Raw genomic sequence first — 25031 nt, forward strand, 5'->3', positions numbered from 1 at the left:
ATATGGAAATTATAGCGAGAGGACAAATCACAATCTGGAACTACAAGGATGGGGACGACGCTTACAGCGTTATCCTCAACCACGACACACATGCGGTTGCTTGCGATCCGTCCGGCAATGCCCTGGGCGGTGAGCTGGGTCCTTCGGGGAAGGCTGTGTTTGCCCTCTCCGCTTACCGTGGGGCAACAAAGCTCACCATGCGCTATTCCAGCGCCGCATCAACGGCCGGTATATGTGCCTGGAAGTTCGGCACGATATCCGGGTGTACCGCCGCCCAGATGTCAGGAAGCAATGAGAAGTTCTATATCAATACCATGAGCGCCGACAGCGCGTATGTGGAGATTGTTTGCTCTGTGGATGGCAAGGCTTCCATTACCAAAAGAGTGGCGGTTGTCAAACAGAAAAAAGGCGATACCGGAGATCCGGGCAAACCAGGCGACGACGGAAAGCAAGGCTGTATGCTCCGTCCGCGCGGAACATGGACCGCCCAGACGCAGTATGTCTACAACGATCAGTATCGGGACGTTGTTATTTATAACAGTTCGGTATATATCGTAAAGGCCACACATACCTCGGCCGTATCTTTTGAATCTTCCAAATGGGAGCCGTTCAATGAGTTCATCAATGTGGCCACCTCGGTTCTGCTGGCCAACAAGGGCTATATCGACGTACTGGGAGCCGCCCGCCTGTTTGTAGGCGACACAAACAAATCTACCGGCTGGGAAATGACCAACGGCTATATTAAGCATACCAAAAGCGGGCTTACGCTGACGGCTGACGGTAAACTCTATGATCCGGATGGTCTGCACCTGTCTGTAGGGGGAAAGACCGTACAGGCTATTGTAGACGGTGCGGTGGATGGTATTCAGGTGAGTGGCAGAAACATTGTGAAAAACTCCGACTTTTCCCAAGGGACTACCGGTTGGAATCTGAACCAAACGACTGCACAAGTCAAAACAGACTCAGTTTACGGCACGTATCTTGAATTCAAACATGCGGGCGTTGGAGATATTGCAGGCAATCGAATTAGCCAAGCCCCTTTTTATACTGGGCTATGGCATGAGGTGGGCAAGAAATATTCCTTGTCCTTTTACGCTAAAGCAGCTAAAGCGGTAACCATCAAAGCCGGAGAAGCGTATAATTTGAACAGTTTCGCGGTGACAACGGCGTGGAAGCGATATACGGTGACATACGTGGCGAAGAATGCCGGTAGCCTGACCATTAACATCGCCGAAGCCAACGTGCTGCTAAGCCTGACCCAGATCAAACTGGAAGAGAGTACAAAGGCCACCGATTGGTCGCCATCACCTGAAGATGTCAAAGCCAAAATTGAGAAGAATTCCTCAGATATAGCGCAATTGCCCGATCAGATCACCTTAACGGTCAGGAAAGAAATATCCGGCGGCGGGCTAAACTACATCACCAATACCCAAAGTGCCATTGTAGTGACCGGGGAAAACAAAGCAAACCAGGTGATTCTTAATGACTGGATCATTAACCGTGCCTTGTCGGGGAAAAAATACGGAGCAGCCTTTAAAGTAAAGTTCGATGGATGTGTATTCACTTCCTCGTCCAGAATATGCTTGCAGACGTCCAATGTTGGTGGGTGGGCGTACAATGGCCTTACCGCTTCCACAGTTGTCTCGGCAAATAAGGAATATGTGATCTACCGGAACACCAATACAGCTCCGACACTTACTGGTGATGGGCCGGCGCAAATCCGTATAGATTATGTGTCGGGAGGCAAAATCACCATATCCGAGATAAGAGCTTATGACGTGCCGGATGACGGTCTTACAGATCCAATGCCTTGGTATCCGTCCAAATGGGACAATGAAGTGTTATCCAGCGAAATCAAACAGACCGCCGAAAGCATTGGCCTTAAAATCAACCAATCAATAGGGGGAGAGAATCTGATTGATAATTCGTCATTTCAAAATGACATCAAAGGATGGTACACCAATGGGGCAAGTGGGACATATACAGCTTCGGTAGTCAATGATTCTGCGGCCGGGAAGTGCTTACAGCTATGGTTCTCTGCCAATTATTGCGGTTTGTTCCGAGGCTTGTCGGATCAGGGGAAAGCGTATGTATGCGAAGGAGCAACTTTCACGGTCAGTTTTGACCTGTATAAAAAAGCATCCGTGCCCTCACAGATTGCCGTGGGGTTCGAAGACGGTGGAGTTAGCGCATCCAACACGATCAATATATCCAGTCATCCACTCAATAGCTGGAAAAGAATCAGTGTAACACAGACACTGAAAACCAATAAAGCGTCTATTATCATATACGGACTGGGCACAGGGGGAGCCACCGTATATATCCGGAACCTCAAAGTGGAGCGGGGAAGCCTGGCCACACCTTGGAGTGCGTCTGAGAACGAAAGGCTGTTGGATACCGGCATTGATATTCTCAACCGCAAGATGATATTCACCGCTGACAATACATTGATTCAGGATAACACTGGAAAGCAGATTGCCATGTTCACGACAAAGGACGGCAAGCCGTTGCTGGCTGCCGAGAATATAGATGTGGATAATCTAACGGTAAACTTCTTACAAACAAGAGGCGTTAAGCCTCCTGTAAGTCTGTATGTAAATGGAGACGATGCAACGATTAACTTTTGGGGACTTGAAACTGTTGGGTCAAATCCGTATAGAATGGATGCAAGAATGGGAGGCATTAATGATGTGTATGGCAAGGGTATACTTGGGGCATATTGGAAGATTATCGGATATAGAAAGAATAGTGGAAGCGGTATGAACAAACTATATGCTCTTTTTGGCAATGAAGAAATTGTAATGATAGACAAAGCCAACAATTGCCGTTGTAGAGTTTCACCAAAAGTTATAAAAATCGAACATGTTGATGCGTATGGAAAAGTTGACCGGTCGTTCGCATTTGGTTCTTTTGGTTCCGAAGTATATAAAAATGGAAAATATTACAGAGGATATAATGGAGCGGTTGGTGGAGGACAAGTTGTGGACGGAATTATATGTGAAAACAACCCTATATCCTTACCATACGAAGAGATAAATGAGTTAGATTATATTAATTAAAAACAAAAACAACTATGAACGAATTAAAGACAATCAGAAGCGCAAGTATCGTTGATGCAAGAACAGAAACCGAGAATGCGACTTATAGCGTGCGTTATCAGTATGACGAATATGATGGAAAAAAGAGCTTACAAGCCATTCATGTAGAAATTTCCGAAAGACAAGAAGGAAACCTTGTGAATGTAGGCAGTATGGACTACAACAGTGATCAAATTTCGATGTCAGGTTTCCCGTATTCAGACAAGACGAGTACTTACATAGATGAATTTACAGCGATTGTAGAGGAGATCAAGAAACTAATGATATAATCAAATTATAATAACCATAAAACAAAAATAGTATGAAAGAATTAATCAAGAAGAACTATGTAACATTGGTAACCTCTGGTTATGTTTGTTCATTACTGACATTTGTGGCAATGCTCCAAGAGAATGATCTGAGCAATGCCGGTAAAATCGGAATCGTCAGCATAGGCGCTATTGCCATGCTGGTACTGACGCTGGCTATATCGTTGGTGGTGGACGGAAAAGTATGCTGGCAGAGCCTTGTCGCCTGTCTGGTGGGATGCGCAACGGTATATGCTGCTGTTGCTCTGGGAGTACTATTTAACATTTTATCGGTATGAGAAAAGTATGGGATTGGCTCAAACAGAGTAACCACTACAAACACCTTGTTGGTGGTATGGCTATCGGATTGATGGCCGACGATTGGTATTGTGCAACTTTGTCCGGTGTGGGCATTGCTTCAGCCCTAGAATATAAGGATCGGGCGCATGGCGGTGCCTGGGATTGGATTGATTGGGGGCTTACCTTGATTGGGGTTCTTGTTGGGTATGGAGTTAAAAAAGCCCCCAGCCTGTAATTAAGACGCCAATCATTAATTAACACACGCAACGAGTACGTGACTGGGGGCTTAAGACCTCCATCATACTCGTTGTTTTTATATTGTTAAATAATGATTGGCAATGCAAATATAATAATTATAGAGCATTTAAGCAAAGTTTAAATGACATTTATATAAATCACTATTTTAGTGCAAAATAAAAATACACAAATCGTTTTGAGTTAATGAAAACAAATACATTTTAAATCAAAACATTTTGTTTTGCCAATACATCACAAATCGTTTTGCGGTTTGTAAATGCCACCTTTATTCATAAAAACAACAGCATCCAGTCTTTCTTTTGACAGACTGGATGCTGTTGTTTTATCGTCTCATACATTTCTTATAAATCAAGAAACGAACATTAGTCGGAACAAGACGCACGATACTTCTCACGGAGATATTGTAAACCAAATCAAACAAACTCAAAAATCCAAGCTTGTAAAAGCCCCATTGAGAAAGTACATCCGAAATAGCATATTTCATACCGCCACGTCTCTTTATCGTGGCACGAGAGAAGCGGAAATAAAGCAAACTCTCCTGAATATTGTAGAATTTACAGCCATGTAAAATCATTTTAATCCATAAACGATAGTCTTCGGGAAAGCCTTCATACCCACCGACCCCCAGAACAACATGCTTTCGATACATAACTGCGGGATGATTTACAGGACAACGATGTCTGGCGTACTGAATAATTTCCTCATGCTTCTCGGGCACTTTTTTCACGGCCAACAGACATTGAGGACTTGATTCGAATTCCTCAATCCAAGAACTGCAAATATCCAAATACGGATATTTGGAGAACACCTCCATCTGTTTGGCAAAACGATTCGGTTTGGCAATATCGTCAGTATCCATACGAGCCACCAAATCAAAGCTACATGCTTTCAAACCTTCGTTCAAGGCATGTCCTAATCCCTGATTACAAGGAAGCTCTACTATTTTTATCAAATTCTCATAAGCACTCAAATACGTATCAATGACTTGCTCCAAGGCGTCTGTCAAGGGGCCATCCTTAACCAACACAATCTCTGCTGGCATTAAAGTTTGATGAACAATGCTTGATAAGGCCTGATCTAAATACTCGGCATGTTCACCAGAATATACTGATAATAATACAGAAAACATGAAACCTAAAATTTAATCCAACAAAGAATTATATATCTTCTCATAACCACGATAAAAACATTCCGGAGAAAAATATTGCTCATAACGCTCATATAAGCAATCGCCTTTTTCCGGATGATCTTTCAAATAAAGAATGGCCTTGCGCAAAGACTCCTCATTCTCCAATGTAAAGAATACCGTTTCTTTCTCCGTCAGCAACTCGCGGAAAATCGGAATATCCGAGCATAAAAGGCGCTTGTGATATTGTGCCGCTTCCAAAATGGTCAATCCAAAACCTTCACTACGACTTGGCATGGCAAAGAGATCATAATACGGTAGAAAACGATAAGCATCCTCCTGATAACCTAAAAACAGTACCCGATCAGTCACCCCCATCTCAACACATAAATTCTCAAGACCTATCTTTTCTTTACCTTCTCCTACCACAAGCAGTTTACAAAATGGTAAACCCGGAAGTACTTTTATTAATTGGTCGATGCCTTTTCTTTTCGTTAAGATAGCATTTGCTCCAATCAGAAAACTATCTCCTTTAAAGGCTATGATTTGTTCGCGAAGTGCTTGTGGCAGCACTTTCGTCTGATCCAATGATCGGGTGTTATAAACATAAGCTAACTTAGACTCCGGCAAAAAGGAACGGTAATATCCTAAAGCATCCTGGCTCAAGGTTACAATCTTATCATGGCGCTTCAAAGACCAAAGCCACACTCGTCCGAATACCTGCGCCACAACCTTATTATATTCATAAGCCAAATCACGGAGAATATAGTTATGCATTGTAGAAACCAGCTTTGCCTTGCAAGAAAGAGGCTTATGGTAAAAAGCATATATATCCGGACGTATCCCATGAGTATGCACAATGTCATAACGATTAAAATCTATCGTTTGGGAAAAAGAAAGATACTCCGTCTCACAAGGAAAAGAAAGTTCTCCCCCTTCATCCATATAATACACCTTGCAATGATGATTATGAAGTAATAATTGTCTTACCAATTCCAGAACAACAAGAACCGGCCCCCTATTTACTCTTTTTGGTATTATAAAGGCAATATCCATTCTCTTATCTCTTAATATTAAATCAAAGGTACAAATTATTTTCATGGTAAGATAAATATACAGACAAGATTTTCTGAAAAAGCCTTTATTGTTTGCCTTTATCCTACTTTACTTTAGATTTTGACCTAAAGTCATAACTTTGTACCTTGCATTTAATGATTCATGTAAGGTCTGACCAACATCTTAAGCAGTAACAGATATCTGCGGTTGTATAATCTGAAGTGATGCTTCCACACACGCCATAATCTGCGGAATGGTGCACAATGCTCCAATCCGAAGAAGATCTCCAGTACTCTCAATTTTGAATCCGGAATCTGATTCCGGTAGTGTGAATAAAAACTTTTTATGGCTTCGTAATGAGAAGAATCCAATATCGGACTTTTCTTACTGATAAATGCACTTGTCTTTTCGCGGAAATTACCATCCACAGCATCGGTAACCGTAGCAGAATGTCTCCGATACAACATCAGATAACGGTCAACAAACGTAAACTCACCAAAAGTAAGGGCTACTAAGGTAAACAAATGATCGTGCATGGCAATTTTCTGAGGACGGTCCAAACAGATTTCACGCATTTTTCGGTTGAACAAGATGGCACATCCCTGTATGCCACCGTTCAGAAACAACGCATCCTTTAATGTTTCCGGAGGAGTAAGCACGGAACGTCCCTGAATAACTCCCCGGTCACAATGATACATATAGCCGTTACCATAAACAGCCTGCACGCGAGAATTGTCGCGGCAACGGATAGCATCATAAAGCACTTGCAGTTTGTCTTCCAGCCAAATATCATCTTGATCACAACAAATGGTATAATCGGCCGTAGAAAAACGCAGTAAATGCATGAAATTCTCAGAAGCGCTATGCAGCAGGACATCATCCTTAATCCAGGTTATTCGAGAATCTTCGCGCACAAAACGCTCCAACAATGCAGGCGTTTCATCCTTGGAACCATCGTCATGAATCCATAAATGCCAGTTCTGGAAGGTTTGATTCTGCAAAGACTGAATCTGAGGAATCAGATAACGCCCCCCGTTATAGGTCGCAAGCAAAATATCTATGATAGCCGGACTTTCCATAAGTTTTTCAAATAAAATTAATCAACTGATTATACCATAAGTTTAAGGACAACAATCCCAACGCAAAGATAACAAGCAACAAACGCCCAAAAGCTAAAGGACGTATGGTTTTCAGAAGCATCGGGAAAAGAATAATCTCTACGACACCATAAAGTTCGCAGATACGTCCGGCCACAATCGGCAAACTTGCCAATCCTACATAAGAAGCCAGAGAACAGCAATACACCTTGAGCAGTAAGGTTGCATTGGGATAATGCTTCACCAGTCGGGAATATTTCAACAGAAAATAAAAAAACAGAAGGACACGAAACAAGAAAATGACATTGAAGACATTGATCTCATCTCCCATAATTCCCATATCACGCATTCGCTCATAATCATCCAGTTTGTTCTGCATGTATGGAATTGGCAACGATACAATCAAATCAATATGCGCGAAATACAGTGCATAAACAAAAACGATAATTCCTCCCAAGAAGAAACGTCCTTTCAGCGTGAGCGGCTTGTTTGAGAAAAACAGAGGCAACAGATAGGCCACGGCCGAATAATGAAAGAATATGGCCAACAAGACGAAAAAAAAATATTTCAACCGTTTGTTGTCACCAAGATACACCAAGCCTACGAACCACAGTCCGATGGATACGGCTACACGAATCTGAGTATAATCCTGAATGAGGAAATAATGTGCAAACCAGAGTAGCAACGACAACAGTATGTAAGGCGAAAGGCGAAACACCCCATAAATATGTACCGGAATCGCCAAGAGTGCATAGATCACAAAAAGCCAACGGACATCTTCAAACAGCACATGCACCAACTGCACAATCCAAACAAAGGACAACTCGATAAACTCAGCACGCACATTCTCATACAAATAGGCATACGTACGCGAATCAGCGTCCGCTCCGATTGGACGTAAAGCGGCAAACAAACAGAGTACCAATGCCGCTGCCACAAAAAAGCCGCGTGTATAGATATCCTTTTTGTCTTCGAAGAAAACAAAAAAAGACAAAACCAGGGCTATTAAGTAAAAAGAAGCTAGCAGCAACATATTTAAATGGTCACACTATTTTTTAAAGATAATATAACAGGTTGTTCCCAAGAAAGTCAGGAAACAGAACATGATGACAATCAACGAACGCTTGGGGCCGGCAGGCAAAACCGGTACGGTGGCATTCTGAATCACCGTAAAGGCCGGTGTGCGTTCCAACACTTTAGACCGGGCCAGCTCCACCTGCTGTACCAACTGATTGTAGATATTATACGAAGTCTGCGTGGCATTCTTCAGTTCATCCATTTGTGATTTATAAATCTGAAGGACGACACCTCTGTTGGCATCGGCATAGGCCGTATACTTATCCAGATTACGTTTATAAGTACGTTCAGCCTCATCGCGCAACTGCTCCATACGCACCAAATCATTGCAAGCCTTCTTTGTACGGTATTCCGTAATGAAATCCTGCAATCGCATCCGCACCGTATCAACCAGCAGAGCTGATACCAGAGGGTCCTGATCGGTAGCAACCAGGGTAATCACATTTGTTTTCTTATCCACTGCGCACTCAAACTTACCGGCTATCATTTTGGTCATAATCATATCCGATTTGGACAGATAGAACGGATCTGGAGTCAGCGCATTTCCATCCTCAGATTCCGGACTTTTGAACAGATTCTTAATGCTGTTCATTCCCATTGTCCACCAAGGCTCCTTCTGCTCGTTCTGCATATATTCCTTCAAAGAGCCACGATAAGTGGAATCTTTAGTAATGATCTGCACGTCGAACAAAGACACCAGGAAATCAGTCGAAGCAATCAAATCCGGATAGAGAGTAGGCACAAGAGCATCCTCTCCTCCCATACTTCCCAGATTGATGCCGGCCAATGAAGCCAGGCCGCCTAAATTACCCAGACTGCTACCTCCGTTGGAATACTCCGGTGCCAACAACACTTTTGTTTCATAATAGCGGGGCAAGCTGAGCGCATAAATCACCGCTACGACAAAGGCAATTCCCAGATTGATGAGATATAATTTACGAAAACGCCACATGAGCTTGAACAAAGCGTCGAACTTCAATTCACCATGCAGGAGTTTAAAGCTATTTGAATTTTCCTTCATATTCTTTTTCTTTGAATTCATTAAGAAGTAAACTCTTCCTTACTTTTATTTAACCAAAGTAGAAATCATCGTACCCAGAGCGGCTGCAGTGGTTCCAATGCTCAGGATCTCTCCAAGAGATACCGCACGCTTTCTTTCTTCTTTCGTCGGCACAACAATCTCACATCCCGGCTGAATATCCTTTGCCTTGCGTACACGAGTCACCGTACCGTTCATATTCACGGCAAACACTTTCTTACGACGTGCCTTGACACTGAATCCTCCCGCCTGGTTGATATAATAGTCCAATCCTTTTCCCGGCATGTAAGCCACGGAATTAGGATACATCACTTCTCCGTTGATTGTTACCGTATTTGAATACTGAGGGATAATCAGTCGGTCGCCATCCTGCAAAACCAGATCCCACTCATTGCTACCCTCATTTTCAATCGCTTTGTCCAGATTAATACCCACGTAACGGATATTATTCAAATCAAATTTCTTGATTTCGGCAGAGTCCTTTGAAACGATAAACTTCTTCAAAGACTGCTGCTTCATACGTTCAGCCTCTGTCAAGGTGCGAATCAGTCGTGCTCCCTTCGGATAAGCCTCCGAAGTCAGTCCGCCCGCCATCTTAATCAAGTCACTCAAACGCTCTCCCTTAGTTGTCAGCGTATAAGTTCCGGCAAAGGCCACCTCACCTTCAATGGTGATGTGCTTCTGCTCCACATAGCCTGGGCTCTTTCTCACGAAGACTTCGTCAAACGGCTGCAACTTGAATCCAGGCTCCCCGTCAATGACAAATCCGTCTTTCAGTTCGAAGGTGAAAGTCTCTGCCACAACAGATGATGGGTTTTTCGCTTTGGCATTACGAATACGACGAGACACATCCACCTTGACCGTAGAAGCGGCATCCTTCAATCCACCGGCCTGCAGCACCAGATCCTCGATACAAGTATTCTCGGCATAATTATAGATACCCGGATAATATACCTCTCCAAAAATAGAAAGTGTGCGCTCATCCTGGCTTTCCTTCAGACTCGGAATATATAATACATCTTCATTCTTCAGAGTAATATCCGGCTGTTCGTGGGCCATAATCTCCTTGATCGGAACAGGGATTACTTCCAAGGTCCGGTCAGCCTTACGGCGATGCATGACAGCACGGGCTGTGAAAGCATCCTCAGAAAGTCCGCCGGCCTGCTCTACCAATTGGCGCACTGTAGCCACATTTCCACCCACCTGATACATTCCGGGACGGAACACGGCGCCTTTGATCTCTACCATATTGGCATAACGGTCCAATACGGAATCCACAAAAATCGAGTCACCATCGGCAACCTTAAAGGTACCCATCTGGAACTCATCAATACTGAACACTTCCTTACGTCCAGAATTGCTTCGGATCAGTCGCACCTGATCCTGATAGGCATCGCCGGCAAATCCTCCGGAATACTTCAACAGAGTAGCCACACTTTCCGTAGGACGCATTTCATAATACATCGGACGTTTTACCTTTCCGGCTACCTGTACCAAAGCTTCATACGGCCCTACAACGATGACATCATTGGAAGCCAGACGAATACTTCCGGACAGTTTTCCATTCAGAATATAGTCATAGAGGTCGACGGTAGAAACCAGACGGTTGTTCCGATACACCTTGATATTTCTCAATGTACCGATATCATTGGCACCACCGGCCATGTATAAGGCGTGAAACACAGTTGCAAAAGCCGAAAGTGTATAGGTACCCGGCATGTTAACCTCTCCCATCACATTCACCGTAATACTCTTTGTCTGGCCTACGGTCAAGGTCACGCGTGATCCGGCAAAATAGCGTCCCAACAGACGTTGTGCCTGAGCATTAGCCTGTGCCAGAGTCAATCCGCCCACCTGAATCGGGCCGTATCCTTCCAGATGTACCGTTCCTTCGGGAGAAACCTCTCCGTTAAAAGAAACCTGTGAGGCTCCGGAAACATCAATAAATACCATATCCCCAGCTCCCAACTGATAGTCATCCGGAGCCGGAATATTCATATCCGTTTCAAAAGTCAGTTCTTTCTTATTGAAGATGTCATGACCGAAAATTTTCTTTTTATTGGTTTCTTCTTTCGGATTCATGATATCATTGAACATGGCCGAAGAGTCGGGCAGCACAAAGCCCAGCCCGTTAAGATACTGGCTCTGCTGTCTCTCCAGATACTGCTGTTTCTGAAAAGCCGACATGGTTGAAAAGTCAATCTGCTGCTCTTCTCCCTTACGCATGGAGTTTCCTTTCAGCGTATTTTTTGTATTGCCGTTATTCGTTCTTAAACGCGAAGCACCTGTTAAATCCTGAGCTCCCATGACACTTCCGTCATTCTGCTTGGAATATTTGGTTTTAAGTCTCTGAATCTGATCTAAAGACACACCCTGTTTCATCAGGTTAGAAATGATTTCACTCTGTGGTGTTCCTTTTTGATTTTCTTCCAGGACATACTGCATCACCTGCTCATCCGACATGGTACTTTGAGCAGAAACCATTTGTGCCAAACCACAAAAGAGAAAAAATGCAACCAAAATTTTCTTTATCATAATGCTTCAATTTTTTTCCGTTTATATATTATTAAGATGGCGGTTGATTGAACAAATTTCAAAATCATCAACAATGAGCCATGCACGCAATAGATCTTCATCAAGATATTCCACGACAGAGGCAATTCATCCCGAGAGTCTCCATACAAGGGCCGAACAACATTCGGATACGGTCCGAATATTCAAAAGATAAAATGCTCCTGACTACCTGGATGTTTCAGTTTAAAAACGGTCTGTCACGGCTCCCCCCAAGCAAAAGCAAAGCACAAGAAAAACAGCGAGCAGTAGAATGAATCCAAGAAACGATGCCACGATGTCAAACAGACGTTTGACACTCCGCTCCCATAAGTTCATTCCATCCTCCATGTTCGCCATATTTTTATAATGGCTCAAACGCCATTCTTCCTTACTTTCCCTGCAAAAGATTCTATTGTCTAAATGTTTGCAAAATAAACATATTTTTCCGGTAGAAACAAATATAGGCCACATTATTAGGCATTTTACAGACTTCCGTCTATTTTTAAGTTAAATTCTTTGCGGAATCGAAACTTCTATATAACTTTGCAGAAAGTTTATTCAGAAAAGATCTTGGGGTTGACACGGATTTGACAGCAGGATGGAATGGCGTGTAAGCACGCAGAGGGTCGGTGATTGCCTCTATAATCTCAGTTACCAGAAATTTATCTGGCGAAAACAACTACGCTCTCGCTGCGTAATCGAAGTACAGTAGATTACCTTTATTTCGGCACCAGGTGCTGAAACGAGACATCACTCAGAAGCTGTTGCTCCGAAGCATTCTGATCCAGTGGTGCAGCTAAATCGGGGATAGTTCCGTATGGCCTCGCATAGGGGATGAAATTTTAGAGGATAAGGCAAAAGTGGGTGGCCCGGGTCTTGCTTTTGCTCGAAAACCGAAGGCCGGGATAAGCGTGTAGAAAGCATGTGATTTCCCTGTTTGGACGAGGGTTCGATTCCCTCCAGCTCCACAAAAGATTTTAAAAGCCGCTGAAATTCAGCGGCTTTTCTTTTTTAATACTATCTATGAAACTAGACATCAATAAATTCAAATGGACACGCAAGCCTCAGAGCTATGCAGTCCATGAAGAGGTCATCGAAGTGGTCACAAAACCTCAAACCGATCTCTGGCAGCGTACCTATTACCATTTTCAAAACGACAATGCCCCTGTCTTTCAGATGGAAACAGAAGAGAAATTTTTCAGTTTCACCGTAAAAACAGACTTTTCCGAGAGCCACCACCGCTTTGACCAATGCGGCATCGTGATGTACCTTGACAGCGAGAATTGGCTGAAAGGAAGTGTAGAATATGAAAATGAAACCTTCCAACACTTGGGCAGCGTCGTCACAAATTGCGGATATTCCGACTGGGCCACAACAGCCATCGACGCAAAAATAAAAACGATGTGGTATCGCCTTTCACGACGACAAGACGACTTCTGCATCGAGTGTTCACAGGACGGAGAACATTTCACTCAAATGCGTATCTGCCACATGCATCATGGTGACGGAAAAATACAATTCGGCATTTACGCCTGCTCACCAGAAAACTCATCGTTCAAAGCGATATTCAGCAATCTGACCCTGAGCGAATGTGTCTGGAAAGCCCATGACGGACAGCAACCGGACTGAAATAACTTTCAGTCCTAAAACTCATAAGCCGCCCCGAGCGTAAACAGATGCATCAGCTTTTTATTTTGCAGATTCAGTTCTTTTCCCTCTATCTGAAGCCGGCGCATACCGCCATACAGGTCGTAGTCTGAGAGAGTATATCCCAAAGAGATGTGGAAATTGCGGTCCACATGATAGTTGAGCTGCACGCGTGCCGAATAATAGACCGGCCGCGCGCCGCTTCCCTTCACAGTGCCGACTTTTACCGGCGACCCGACAAACTGGTCTACATTTGGAATATAATTTACGGTATAAGACGGATTCATAGGAAAAGGCACGACAATACCCGGATACAGGGATATGCTGAATCCGCTCTCGCGGTCTGAACCCAAAGAAAAAACCGGCGTGGACAGACGCATCTTGGGACGAAAGCTGAACGGATACCAGGGACGGTCCTCATCCAACAGCCAACGGTATCTTCCGTCGGCAGAAACGCCTTGATGGTTGTCTGTACCGAGCATTCCGGTATAGGCCAAACCGGCACCGATCCCCCAATAACGGCAGGGATTGTAAAAAAACTCCGGCTCCAGCTCCCAGCCATAGCTGTTGTTCACTCCAGCGTGCAGAGCAACTTCAAACTTCGGCGGCCTTGAGGTCTGAGCCTTAAGCCCGGTCAGCCCCATCAGGCAGCATAATCCTAAAATCAGTTTCTGAACATTCATCATCATTTTCATCCGTTCACTTTTTTATCTTATAATACTTATTCTGTTTTTAAAACGCAAAAAGGTTTAAAAACCCCTATCCTTTTTCTCTGAAAAAATCATCAGCATGAATTTTTCATTTCATCAAAATGAAAATTGCATTTGTTCTCAATGAATATAAAATGCTGTCGGCATGCCCCTCCTGTTTACAGTTCTGTTTCTGAAATGATACATCAGATTCGCAATATGATGAACATAAAATTTCAATCCTTTTACATATCTTTATTTATTAAAATCTTTATCTAATTGTAAAAATATCGTAAGAACTTGCATCTAGTTTTGCAGCGGAAAACAAAAGGAAACTAGAGCATGAACCAAAGAAACAGATTAAGATTTTGCGCCGCTCTGCTGGCAGCCTCATCCATGCAGCAGGCATTTGCCGGTGACATTTTGGGAACGGTTATCGATACGGATCTGAACGAACCGCTTTATGGTGCCGTCATTAAAATATTGAACTCGAAAACCGGAGCGGTAGCTGATCTCGACGGAAACTTCAACATTAAGAATCTCAAAAAAGGAAAGTATATCTTGGAAGTTTCCTACTTGTCCTTCCTGACCAAACATGTTGAAATAGAAGTTCCCGCAAAAGGAACCGTGAAGATTCAGGTGGACATGAAACCGGATGACAAGTCACTCGATGAGGTTATGGTCACCGCACGCAAGAACCTGGAACTGGAGCGCATGTTGCTGGCTGAAAGAAAACAGTCGAACATTGCCATTGAGAATCTGGGCGCCGGAGAAATGAGCGTCAAGGGTATCTCGAACGTGCAGGAAGGTGTCAAGCGCATTTCGGGCATTTCCATTGCCGATGCCGGACAGCTGGTGGTGCGCGGACTGGGTGACCGTTATAGTATCACGACCCTGAACGGAATGCCGATTGCTTCGCCCAATCCGGACAACAAGCTGATTCCGCTCGATCTGTTCCCGTCTTCCACGGTGCAGAACATCACGGTGAGCAAGGTATACAGTCCTTCTACCTTTGCCGACTACTCGGGAGCTCATGTCAATATCAGCACCAAGGAAAACAAGACGGACGACTTCCTTTCACTCTCCTTCAACACGGGAGGAACTCTGGGTAGTGTCTTCAACGATTTCTATCAGATGGACCGCCAGGGCACGCTCTTCACGTCGGGCAAGATTGACCGGAATGCTCTTGACTTGCCGTTGCAGGATTATGACAGTTACGCACAGACGCACGACATCTTCCCTACCTCCTTCCAAACCCGTAAAAGAAAGGCTCTGCCCAATCTGGGCGGTAATGTGGGATGGGGAAAGACCTTCAACCTGAATCAGGGCGACCTGGATCTGATGGCCTCTCTGGGTGTCAGTTCGGATTACAAGAACATTTACGATGCATACAACAAATCGTATGATGCTACGGGAGTGCTTAAAAGCGAATACACCTACGACAAATACACACAGGAAAACAAGTTGTCGGGACTCTTCAACGCCAACTACCGGTTCAGACGCTTTGACTTTATCCGCGGAACGTTCTTCTATGCCCGCAATGCTTCGGACAGCTACATGAACAGAAACGTGCTCGACGAGGAGAAGCATCATCTGCTGAGCAGCAACCAGACAACACATATCTATAATCTGCAGGACTATCAGCTGGCAGGACACCACGAATTCGGAAGTCATTGGAAAGCGGACTGGAGCGGATCGTACAATATCTCCAAGAGTGACGAGCCGGACCGCCGTCAGGTGATGTACGAGATTCAGGACGACGAATCGCTGAAACTCTTTACGCTGAACCAGCAGGAAATCATGCGCTACTACGGGGAACTGAATGAGGATGAATGGGTGGGCGACCTGAAAGTGGCCTATCACTTCAACAAGAACGACAAAATCAGAATGGGAGCTGCCCTCAAAGACAAGAAGAGAGACTTCACGGGCGTGGATTTCTTTTATAATGTAGACAAAATCAACGAGCAGTTTGCTCCCTTCGACAATATCTACGACACGGACGGATATCTGAACTTTGAGCAGGTGCAGCAGGGTAACATCACGATAAACCGCCGTAAGGTGCCCAGCAACAGTTACCGTGCCGGAAACCGTATTGCCGCGGGATTCATTGATGCCGACTTTCTGCTGTGGGACAAGCTGTCGCTGAATGCGGGTGTCCGTTTCGAAAACAGTCACCAGTGGGTGGAATACTATGAGGATGGAGACAACAGAGCCAAAACCCGGAATCTGGACTGCAACGACTTCTTCCCGGCACTGAACCTGAAATATGACTTGAACAAGGCTCATGCCATCCGACTGTCAGCATCACGCACCATCACGCGTCCGCAGTTTGTAGAAATGGCTCCGTTCAAATATCAGGAGTCTTACGGATCGGCCAACCTGCGCGGTAACGCCGACCTGACCAACGGTTATAACTACAACTTTGACTTGCGTTATGAATGGTTCCGCCCGAACAGCAACGACATGATTGCCATTACGGGATACTACAAATATCTGGAAACTCCGATCGAAAGAACCCAATGGGTGTCCGGCGGTGCGCGTGAGTACTCTTTCCAGAACGCCACAGACGGTCTGGCTGCCGGAATTGAGGTGGAGGTACGGAAAGAAATCATCAAAGACCTGAGCACTTCGGTCAATGCATCTTACATGTATACCAATGTGCAGCTTCCCAGCGGAATGGTCTACACCAACACCGAACGACAACTGCAAGGTGCCTCTCCCTATATCGTCAATGCCGACCTGAGCTATACGCCTTCTTTCGGCAAAGACCGCAAACTGTCGGTAGCCCTGCTCTACAATCTTCAGGGCAAGCGCATCCAGGCAGTAGGTATCCAAAAGCAGGGCGATGTGTATCAGGAAACCTTGCACACCCTGAATCTGAATCTGGGCTATCAGTTCAACAAACGGCTCAGTGCCAAAGTGCAGGTCAAGAATCTGCTGAACTCCGACTTTGTGCTCTCGCAGGAACTGCCTGTCGCCAACAAGACAGTGGAGGTTGAGCGCTACGAAGACGGTATCGATCTGGACCTGAGTGTATCTTACAAATTCTAGAAAACAAAACAATAACAACCACTTTTAAAAAAAGAAACAATGAAAAAGAACATTTTTAAGTTTGCGACTTTAAGCATGGCTCTTTGCGCTTCTGTAGCCTGTGTATCTTGTTCTGAAAATGAAGAAAACGGTGACAACAATCTTCCATCCGGTAACAACGAAGTTCTGGTGGGTAATGAGCTGAACGGAATCACCGATAAGGATGTAACCCTGAAACAGGGACAGACCTACAAACTGACCGGTAAGCTGCAGATTCAGGCTCCGGGTAAACTGACTATCGAACCGGGAGTGAAAATCATTTCTGCCTATACAGACAATATCTCTTATATCCTTATCGAGCAGGGTGCTCAGATCTATGCCGTAGGTACAGCCGAGCAGCCTATCGTGATGACAGCCGAAAGAGCTCAGGCCGGTTCCTGGGGTGGTCTGCACATCTGCGGAAAGGCTTCGATCAACGTAGAGGGCGGACAGGGTAAATCTGAAATCGGTAATGCCGTTTATGGCGGAAGCTATGATCAGGACAACTCCGGTAAACTGAAATACATCCGCATGGAATACACCGGACAGTCTCTGTCTTCTGACACAGAATCAAACGGTATTACTTTCTACGGTGTAGGTAGCGGCACTGAGGCTTCTTACCTTCAGATTTGCGACGGTAACGACGACGGTATCGAGTTCTTCGGCGGTACGGTAAACGTGGATCACGCCATCGTGGAAAACTGCGGTGATGACTCTTTCGACTGGACCGAAGGCTGGCGTGGTCAGGGCAGCAACTGGATTGCCTACCAGGCCGAAGGTGCCGACTGTGACTGCCTGATCGAGGCAGACAACAACGGCGACAACATGATCGCTTCTCCTTTCTCTCAGCCGGTATTGAAAAACCTGACTCTGATCGGCAACAAGGATACCGGTGCCAAGGCTGCCGGTGTGAAACTGAGAGCAGGAACTCACGCAGTTATCGAGAATGCAGTTATCACAGGAAAGACCAACGACCTGTGGGTGGAAACCAGCGAAACTGGTAAATATCTGATGAACAATCCTGCAAGCCTCAAGAACATCGGCATTACTTCTGCCAGCGTATTGGTGAAACAGGTTGAAGGCGACGAGAACAATCCTTACACCAACGATATGTTCCTGAGCAGCGGCAACCAGACCGGACAGAACTTCACCTTCACAAACAAATATGTAGGTACTTTCGACGGCAAGGGCGCACTGGATGCTTCTGACCTGTGGACAGCCGGATGGACCAAATAAGCAAAAACATTCCTTGATAGAGGACCCCGCCGCCATGCATGGACTTCCTGCATGGCGGTTTTATTCGTTAATAAAGATATTTCTTTGTTGCTCCGTTTTCTCTTCTCTGCATTTTGTAGTATCTTTGCCTTATCGTTTTTGCAAACAATCACCAAAATATTTTATAACATGAAAGAATTGGCATTGAAGTACGGATGCAATCCGAATCAGAAACCTTCGCGCATCTACATGACCGAAGGTGAGTTACCAATCGAAGTCCTGAACGGCCGTCCGGGATATATCAACTTTCTGGATGCTCTGAACAGCTGGCAGCTGGTCAAGGAGTTGAAAGAAGCAACCGGCATGCCTGCTGCGGCATCTTTCAAACATGTTTCTCCTGCCGGAGCTGCCTTGGGCCTCCCGCTGAGCGACACCCTCAAGAAAGTCTACTTTGTGGACGATGTGAAGATTCCGCTCTCTCCTATTGCCTGTGCTTATGCCCGAGCACGCGGCGCCGACCGTATGTCAAGCTACGGTGACTTCATCGCGCTGAGCGACACTTGCGACGCGGCTACAGCTACCCTGATCAAAAGAGAAGTTTCTGACGGCGTCATCGCTCCTGACTTCACCGAAGAGGCTATGGAAATCTTGCGCGCCAAGAGAAACGGTACTTACAACGTCATCAAAATTGACCCGAACTATACTCCGGCTCCTATCGAAACCAAGCAGGTTTTCGGAATCACCTTCGAGCAGGGACGCAACGAAGTGAAGCTCAACGATCCGAGCCTCTTCGAGAATATCCCGACCGTAAACAAGAATTTCCCGGAAGAAGCAAAACGTGACCTGATCATCGCTCTGATTACCTTGAAATACACTCAGAGTAACTCTGTTTGTTATGTGAAGGACGGTCAGGCTATCGGTATCGGTGCCGGACAGCAGAGCCGTATCCACTGTACTCGTCTGGCCGGTAACAAGGCTGACATCTGGTGGTTGCGCCAGCACCCGAAGGTAATGAACCTGCCGTTCGTTGAGAAGATCCGCCGCGCAGACCGCGACAACACCATCGACATCTACATCAGCGATGATTATATGGATGTATTGGCTGACGGAGAATGGCAGAAGTTCTTCACCGAAAAACCGGAACCACTCACCCGCGAGGAAAAGGCTGCATGGATTGCACAGAACACGAATGTGGCTTTGGGTTCGGATGCTTTCTTCCCATTCGGCGACAACATCGAGCGCGCTCACAAGAGCGGAGTATGCTATGTGGCTCAGGCCGGAGGTAGCGTACGCGATGACCATGTGATCGAAACTTGCGACAAATATGGTATTGCCATGGCATTTACCGGTGTACGTCTGTTCCATCATTAATCTGTCCGTCTGTCTTTATGGCTAAGTTTGGAGGAGATGACATCGACCAGGTCATTACCGGAGGAATCGTCTTCAAAGGGGGCGGAAACAAAAAGAAAGGCCCTCAGGAAGAGAAGGTAAAGACCAAGGCTAAAAAGAAAGCCTATATCACCGGTGCACACGGTTCGGGTGCCGCCAAAATGAAGGCGGACATCAGACGCCGACGCGCCAACCGGCACAAAGGGAACTGATTCTTATCAGGTTTATTGAACGACCCTTCTATAAAAAAGTCATACCGGTTCTGTAGTTTCTCAGGAAACTCGGAACCGGTATGATTGTTTTGATACAAAAAAATCTCCTCTTGGGGAGGAGACTTTATTGCTTTAACAAAATTCCATTGTAGATTCTTCCGGAATTGATGCCCAGACGCCGGGCAGAAAAGAATTCATCGGCATGCTGATAAGTACAGATACCTGCCAGATGAATGTGTTCCGGCAACACGCCCCGCGATTCCAGTTGCAGGCGGTTGGCCTCCCACAGGTCTATAAACCAGCTTTGCTCTGCTGTATTCCGGATAGAAGGCTTCTGCACTGCCAGGCGGTCCATCGGGAAACCGGCCGAAACAAAGGTTTCATACACTTCATTACCCACTTCAAACGCATCACCGGAAATACCGGGACCGATAGCGACACGCAGATCGGCAGCTGAAGTCTGAAAGGTGCGGAACATTTCCGAAAGTGTTTCCACAACAATACGTCCCACCGTACCTCGCCATCCGGCATGCACGGCTGCAATAACCTCATGCACCGGATCATAAAGAAGCACCGGAATGCAGTCGGCAGTGGAAACACCGATGCAGACACCCCGTTGGGCTGTAATCAGTCCGTCCACTCCCTCAAGCACGGCTGCGCGCTGCAAGGGCGAAAGGTTCATCACAGCCTCATCAATCACCTTCACACGGGTGCTATGGGTCTGATGGGGCAATACAAGGCACGACGGTTCTATATGGAGATAGTCACAAAGAAGCTGCCGGTTTGTCGAAACATGCAGCGTGTTGTCTCCGCAATAGCCGTTGACATTGAACGATGCATAGTTGCCTTCACTGACTCCTCCGGCTCTCCGGGAACTGAAGGCAATGACCTCCTCTCCCAAATCATAATGCAAAAGGTCCGGAGTCATTGCTGCGGTGTTCTGATCATTTCTGCTCATCCCAATCCTCTTCTTCGTATTCAAAGTCATCAAGGTCCTCGATATCCGCATCATCGATAAACTCAAAATCTTCGTCCTCACCCATAGCCTTCAGCTCGTTGCGCAGGAAGTTCACATCCTTGTTCTTGTGCACAATGTTCTGCTGGTCGGTAATGGCCTGCAACTTGTTGCTTTCGCTGTTCAGCTCTGTCCACAACAGGTCTTTCAGTTTGGCAATACCCATGCCGGTTACTGACGAAATAAAGACATGAGGCACATCGGGCAGATTCTCCGAGAGCATTTCCATCAGTTCCTCATCCAACAGGTCGCTCTTCGTGATGGCCAGCACACGCTGTTTGTCCATCAGCTCGGGGTTGAAGGTAGCCACCTCGTTGAGCAGAATCTCATATTCTTTCTTGATGTCGTCCGTATCACCGGGTACCATGAAAAGCAACAGGGAGTTACGCTCGATATGACGCAGGAAGCGCAAGCCCAATCCCTTTCCTTCGCTGGCTCCTTCGATGATTCCGGGGATATCGGCCATCACAAACGACTGGTTGTCACGATAGGAAACAATACCCAGGCTCGGCTCCAGAGTGGTAAACGGATAGTTGGCAATTTTAGGACGTGCAGAAGAAACGGCACTCAGCAAAGTGGACTTACCGGCATTTGGAAAGCCTACAAGTCCCACATCGGCCAACAGTTTCAACTCAAGGATCACCATCATCTCGCGCATCGGCTCGCCCGGCTGCGCGTAACGCGGTGCCTGATTGGTAGCCGTACGGAAGTTCCAGTTACCCAGACCTCCACGACCGCCCTTGAGCAGCATGACCACCTGACCGTGCTCGGTTACATCGCAAATGTACTCACCCGTGTCGGCATTATAGACCACCGTTCCACAAGGCACATCAATATACTTGTCTTCGCCATCCTTTCCGGTGGAACGGCATTTGGAGCCGTTACCTCCATGTCCGGCAAAGACATGACGCTCATAGCGAAGGTGCAATAAAGTCCAATAGTTTCTGTTACCACGTAAATAGACATGGCCACCCCGTCCTCCGTCGCCTCCGTCTGGGCCGCCATTAGGGACATATTTGGCTCGGTGCATGTGCATGGAGCCTCTTCCGCCCTTTCCGGAACGGCAATAAATTTTTACGTAGTCTACAAAATTCGATTCAGCCATATCTATTTACTTCATTAATAATATGTGTGGTTTTTAAATTACTTGATTATGCACGGTCGATAGCAGCACAGATATCTGCAAAGATAGTGTCCAGCTCACCGGTACCCTTGATGTGAGTGTACTTACCGTCGTTCTTGTACCAGTCGATCAGCGGAGAAGTCTGGTTGTGGTAAACAGTCAGACGCTTCTTGATAGTCTCCTCGTTGTCGTCAGCACGTCCTGAAATCTGTCCGCGCTTGATCAGACGGTCCATCAGCTCTTCTTCTGGAACTTCCAGATCGAGCATTACGCTTACCTCTGTTCCGCGCTCTGCCAACATAGCTTTCAGTGCCTCAGCCTGCGGGATAGTACGTGGGAAACCGTCGAAGATAACGCCTTCAACTGCTCCGAAGCTGTCATAAACGCTTGCCAGGATGTCGATCATCAATGAATCCGGTATCAACTGTCCGTTGTCGATGTATGACTTGGCAGTCTTACCCAGCTCGGTACCGTTCTTGATCTCTCCGCGCAAAACATCACCGGTAGAGATGTGTTTGAAACCATACTTAGCCACAATCTTGTCGCTCTGAGTTCCTTTACCAGATCCCGGAGCACCGAAAATTACAATATTCTTCATTTCTTTATTTAGTTAATAAAATAGGATTTTCTGTGATTATTCCACCACGGTGTAAATGTCACGGGTGTTGCGTCCGAATCCATCGTAGTCCAGTCCATAGCCCACAATGAAGTCGTTGGGAATCTCCAGACAAGTATAGCGGATGTCCAAAGAAACCTTCAGATTATCAGGCTTAACCAGCAGAGCACAGATATCGATTGACTTAGGTTCGTGCTGCTTGAGCTGGTCAAGCAAGTGTACCATAGTCAGACCTGAATCAATGATGTCCTCGATAATGATTACCGGACGGCCCTTCAGGTCTACATTCAGACCGATCAGGTCCTTTACGGCACCGGTTGAAGACACACCGGCATAGGATGCCAGTTTGACGAAAGTGATTTCTGAAGGCAGATTGATTTCGCGCATCAGGTCGGCCGCAAATATAAACGAACCGTTGAGAACTGCAAGAAACACAGGGGCCTGGCCCTCATAATCACGGTTTATTTCGGATGCTACTCGTTTCACCTGCTGCAAAATATTTGCCTCATTTATAGAAACTGTGAAAGTTTTATCTTTAATTTGAATGGTCTGCATGGCTATTTTTAGTAAATTTGTTGCAAAGATACAAAAATTCCGCAAGCCAAAAACTTGCTAACCGCTATTTTAGTTATATTTGCATTATGAAATTACTTACAGGAGCACAATTTAAAGAACTCGATCAGTACACCATAGAACATGAACCGATCAGTGCCATCGACCTGATGGAAAGGGCTGCAAAGGCCATTGCAGAGGAGGTATCCAAACGTTGGAACCTGCAAACTCACTTCTACGTTTTTGCCGGACCGGGCAACAACGGCGGAGACGCTCTTGCCGTGGCTCGACTGCTTGCCGAGAAAGGATACAGAGCTACCGTTTACCTGTTCAACATCAATCAGAAACTCAGCGAAGAATGTGCCTTCAACAAAGAGTGTCTGGCAGAATACAGCAACATCAAGTTCCACGAGGTGCGCGACCAGTTTTCGTTCCCGACCATTGAGCCCAAGACGGATGTCATCATTGACGGCCTTTTCGGTACCGGACTGAACAAACCGCTCAACGGCGGCTTTGCCTCACTGGCACAAAGCATCAACAAAACCAATGTGCCGGTAGTCAGCATCGACATCCCATCGGGACTGATGTGTGAGGACAATACCTACAACGATATGAGCACAGTGGTACGCGCCACCCTCACCCTCACTTTGCAACTGCCTAAAATGGCTTTCCTCTTCCCCGAAAACCAACCGTATGTGGGGGAACTGAAAGTGCTCGACATACAGCTCGACATGAGATATATGGAGCAGGCTCCGACAAACATGTACCTGCTCGAAAGCAACACGGCACGCAAACTGCTCAAAACCAGAAACGCGTTTGTGCATAAAGGCAATATGGGACACGCCCTGATCGTTGCCGGCAGTTTCGGCATGGCAGGGGCTTCTATCTTCTGTGCCAAAGCCTGCATGAAGGCCGGAGCCGGAAAAGTTACGATCCACACTCCGAAAATGAATAATGACATTCTGCAGATTGCCGTGCCGGAAGCGATTCTCAGCCACGATTTCGACGACGACATCATTACCGGAGCCATAGAAACCAGCAGTTTCAACGCTATGGCCATAGGCCCTGGAATCGGTAAAAACGAAACAACAGCCATCGCCATGCGCGACTTTATGCTGCAACAGTCATTACCGATGATTCTGGATGCCGACGCACTGAATATTCTGGGTAATCATAAGGAGTGGATTCAGGACATCCCGAAGTTCTCTATCCTCACCCCGCATCCAAAAGAACTGACCAACCTGATAGGAAGATGCCAGGACAGCTACGAACAGCTGACCAAAGCTCGTGATCTGGCCATCAAGCAGCAACTTTATATCGTCATCAAAGGCCACTACAGCATCATCTGTCTGCCTAACGGCATTGTGCTGTTCAATATGTCCGGCAACGCGGGCATGGCTACTGCCGGAAGCGGCGATGTGCTCTCAGGTATTCTGGCAGGACTGCTGGCACAGGGATATTCCAACGAGGCAGCCGTTTTGTTGGGAGTGCATCTGCACGGACTGGCAGGCGACTTTGCAGCTGCCGATCTGGAAGAAGAATGTGTTACGGCCAGCGATCTGATCACCTATCTGCCTAAAGCATTTAAAGAATTAAGAAAGAAACAAGCATAA

Annotated in this window: 21 protein-coding genes and 1 other RNA gene; 11 read left to right on the top strand and 11 right to left on the bottom strand. The window is 46.1% G+C overall.

Annotation, left to right across the window (positions count from 1 at the left end):
- The first annotated feature begins 2 nt into the window (after nucleotides 1-2).
- The 4 genes from DXA74_RS02470 to DXA74_RS02485 are packed head-to-tail and all read left to right on the top strand — an operon-like array spanning nucleotide 3 to nucleotide 3920.
- Entirely contained in the window at nucleotides 3-3059 is a 3057-nt protein-coding gene (locus DXA74_RS02470; RefSeq protein ID WP_118525239.1) for a carbohydrate binding domain-containing protein, read from the top strand.
- 14 nt (nucleotides 3060-3073) lie between these two features.
- Entirely contained in the window at nucleotides 3074-3367 is a 294-nt protein-coding gene (locus DXA74_RS02475) for a hypothetical protein (protein ID WP_118525240.1), read from the top strand.
- Nucleotides 3368-3399: 32 nt separating this feature from the next.
- Nucleotides 3400-3684: a hypothetical protein gene (locus tag DXA74_RS02480; RefSeq protein WP_118525241.1), complete on the top strand. Its 285-nt coding sequence runs from the start codon at nucleotides 3400-3402 to the stop codon at nucleotides 3682-3684.
- A complete protein-coding gene (locus DXA74_RS02485) occupies nucleotides 3681-3920 on the top strand; it encodes a hypothetical protein (protein WP_118525242.1) in 240 nt (79 codons plus the stop codon). Before DXA74_RS02480 ends, DXA74_RS02485 begins: the two co-directional genes overlap by 4 nt.
- Before the next feature lie 345 nt (nucleotides 3921-4265).
- Here DXA74_RS02485 and DXA74_RS02490 read toward each other — a convergent pair whose 3' ends face one another.
- The 6 genes from DXA74_RS02490 to DXA74_RS02515 form a co-directional block, all read right to left on the bottom strand.
- Nucleotides 4266-5072 carry a glycosyltransferase gene (locus tag DXA74_RS02490; protein WP_118525243.1) on the bottom strand — a complete coding sequence of 269 codons (807 nt, stop codon included), beginning with the start codon at nucleotides 5070-5072 and terminating at the stop codon, nucleotides 4266-4268.
- Nucleotides 5073-5084: 12 nt separating this feature from the next.
- Complete coding sequence (locus DXA74_RS02495; RefSeq protein ID WP_118525244.1) at nucleotides 5085-6170, bottom strand: glycosyltransferase family 4 protein; 1086 nt, start codon at nucleotides 6168-6170, stop codon at nucleotides 5085-5087.
- Between the two features lie 107 nt (nucleotides 6171-6277).
- Entirely contained in the window at nucleotides 6278-7204 is a 927-nt protein-coding gene (locus DXA74_RS02500; RefSeq protein WP_118525245.1) for a glycosyltransferase, read from the bottom strand.
- 7 nt (nucleotides 7205-7211) lie between these two features.
- Entirely contained in the window at nucleotides 7212-8216 is a 1005-nt protein-coding gene (locus tag DXA74_RS02505; protein ID WP_158576005.1) for an EpsG family protein, read from the bottom strand.
- A gap of 54 nt (nucleotides 8217-8270) precedes the next feature.
- Nucleotides 8271-9320: a chain-length determining protein gene (locus DXA74_RS02510; protein ID WP_158576006.1), complete on the bottom strand. Its 1050-nt coding sequence runs from the start codon at nucleotides 9318-9320 to the stop codon at nucleotides 8271-8273.
- Nucleotides 9321-9365: 45 nt separating this feature from the next.
- On the bottom strand, nucleotides 9366-11873 hold the full coding sequence (locus DXA74_RS02515) for an SLBB domain-containing protein (RefSeq protein WP_233550427.1): 2508 nt from the start codon (nucleotides 11871-11873) through the stop codon (nucleotides 9366-9368).
- A 590-nt stretch (nucleotides 11874-12463) separates the two neighbouring features.
- On the opposite strand from DXA74_RS02515, the gene ssrA reads away from it, so the two are divergent.
- Both ssrA and DXA74_RS02525 read left to right on the top strand, forming a co-directional pair.
- Nucleotides 12464-12862: a transfer-messenger RNA gene (ssrA, locus tag DXA74_RS02520) on the top strand.
- Between the two features lie 52 nt (nucleotides 12863-12914).
- Entirely contained in the window at nucleotides 12915-13520 is a 606-nt protein-coding gene (locus DXA74_RS02525; protein ID WP_118525248.1) for a DUF1349 domain-containing protein, read from the top strand.
- Nucleotides 13521-13534: 14 nt separating this feature from the next.
- Here the strand turns inward: DXA74_RS02525 and DXA74_RS02530 are convergent, their stop codons facing one another.
- Nucleotides 13535-14233, bottom strand: coding sequence for a hypothetical protein (locus DXA74_RS02530; protein WP_118525249.1), 699 nt, complete (start codon nucleotides 14231-14233; stop codon nucleotides 13535-13537).
- A gap of 336 nt (nucleotides 14234-14569) precedes the next feature.
- On the opposite strand from DXA74_RS02530, the gene DXA74_RS02535 reads away from it, so the two are divergent.
- The 4 genes from DXA74_RS02535 to DXA74_RS02550 all read left to right on the top strand — a co-directional run bounded on the left by DXA74_RS02535 (nucleotide 14570) and on the right by DXA74_RS02550 (nucleotide 20112).
- Nucleotides 14570-17278, top strand: a complete 2709-nt coding sequence (locus DXA74_RS02535; RefSeq protein WP_118525250.1) for a TonB-dependent receptor — start codon at nucleotides 14570-14572, stop codon at nucleotides 17276-17278.
- Nucleotides 17279-17317: 39 nt separating this feature from the next.
- On the top strand, nucleotides 17318-18532 hold the full coding sequence (locus tag DXA74_RS02540) for a hypothetical protein (RefSeq protein WP_118525251.1): 1215 nt from the start codon (nucleotides 17318-17320) through the stop codon (nucleotides 18530-18532).
- Between the two features lie 168 nt (nucleotides 18533-18700).
- Entirely contained in the window at nucleotides 18701-19882 is a 1182-nt protein-coding gene (locus DXA74_RS02545; RefSeq protein ID WP_118525252.1) for a phosphoribosylaminoimidazolecarboxamide formyltransferase, read from the top strand.
- A 17-nt stretch (nucleotides 19883-19899) separates the two neighbouring features.
- Nucleotides 19900-20112, top strand: coding sequence for a hypothetical protein (locus DXA74_RS02550; protein WP_118525253.1), 213 nt, complete (start codon nucleotides 19900-19902; stop codon nucleotides 20110-20112).
- Nucleotides 20113-20236: 124 nt separating this feature from the next.
- On the opposite strand, the gene pgeF is transcribed toward DXA74_RS02550, so the two are convergent.
- The 4 genes from pgeF to hpt are packed head-to-tail and all read right to left on the bottom strand — an operon-like array spanning nucleotide 20237 to nucleotide 23421.
- Nucleotides 20237-21070, bottom strand: a complete 834-nt coding sequence (pgeF, locus tag DXA74_RS02555) for a peptidoglycan editing factor PgeF (RefSeq protein ID WP_233550428.1) — start codon at nucleotides 21068-21070, stop codon at nucleotides 20237-20239.
- The gene (gene obgE / locus DXA74_RS02560; protein ID WP_118525254.1) at nucleotides 21057-22232 is read right to left on the bottom strand and encodes a GTPase ObgE; all 1176 of its coding nucleotides are present in this window, start codon (nucleotides 22230-22232) and stop codon (nucleotides 21057-21059) included. The genes pgeF and obgE overlap by 14 nt, the downstream gene beginning before the upstream one ends.
- A 46-nt stretch (nucleotides 22233-22278) precedes the next feature.
- Nucleotides 22279-22848, bottom strand: coding sequence for an adenylate kinase (locus tag DXA74_RS02565; protein ID WP_118525255.1), 570 nt, complete (start codon nucleotides 22846-22848; stop codon nucleotides 22279-22281).
- A 36-nt stretch (nucleotides 22849-22884) separates the two neighbouring features.
- Nucleotides 22885-23421 carry a hypoxanthine phosphoribosyltransferase gene (gene hpt / locus DXA74_RS02570; protein ID WP_118525256.1) on the bottom strand — a complete coding sequence of 179 codons (537 nt, stop codon included), beginning with the start codon at nucleotides 23419-23421 and terminating at the stop codon, nucleotides 22885-22887.
- Nucleotides 23422-23507: 86 nt separating this feature from the next.
- Here hpt and DXA74_RS02575 point away from each other — a divergent pair, with 86 nt between their 5' ends.
- Complete coding sequence (locus DXA74_RS02575) at nucleotides 23508-25031, top strand: NAD(P)H-hydrate dehydratase (RefSeq protein ID WP_118525257.1); 1524 nt, start codon at nucleotides 23508-23510, stop codon at nucleotides 25029-25031.

The sequence above is a fragment of the Bacteroides sp. OF04-15BH genome (assembly GCF_003477995.1).
In the GTDB taxonomy this organism is placed as follows: domain Bacteria; phylum Bacteroidota; class Bacteroidia; order Bacteroidales; family Bacteroidaceae; genus Paraprevotella.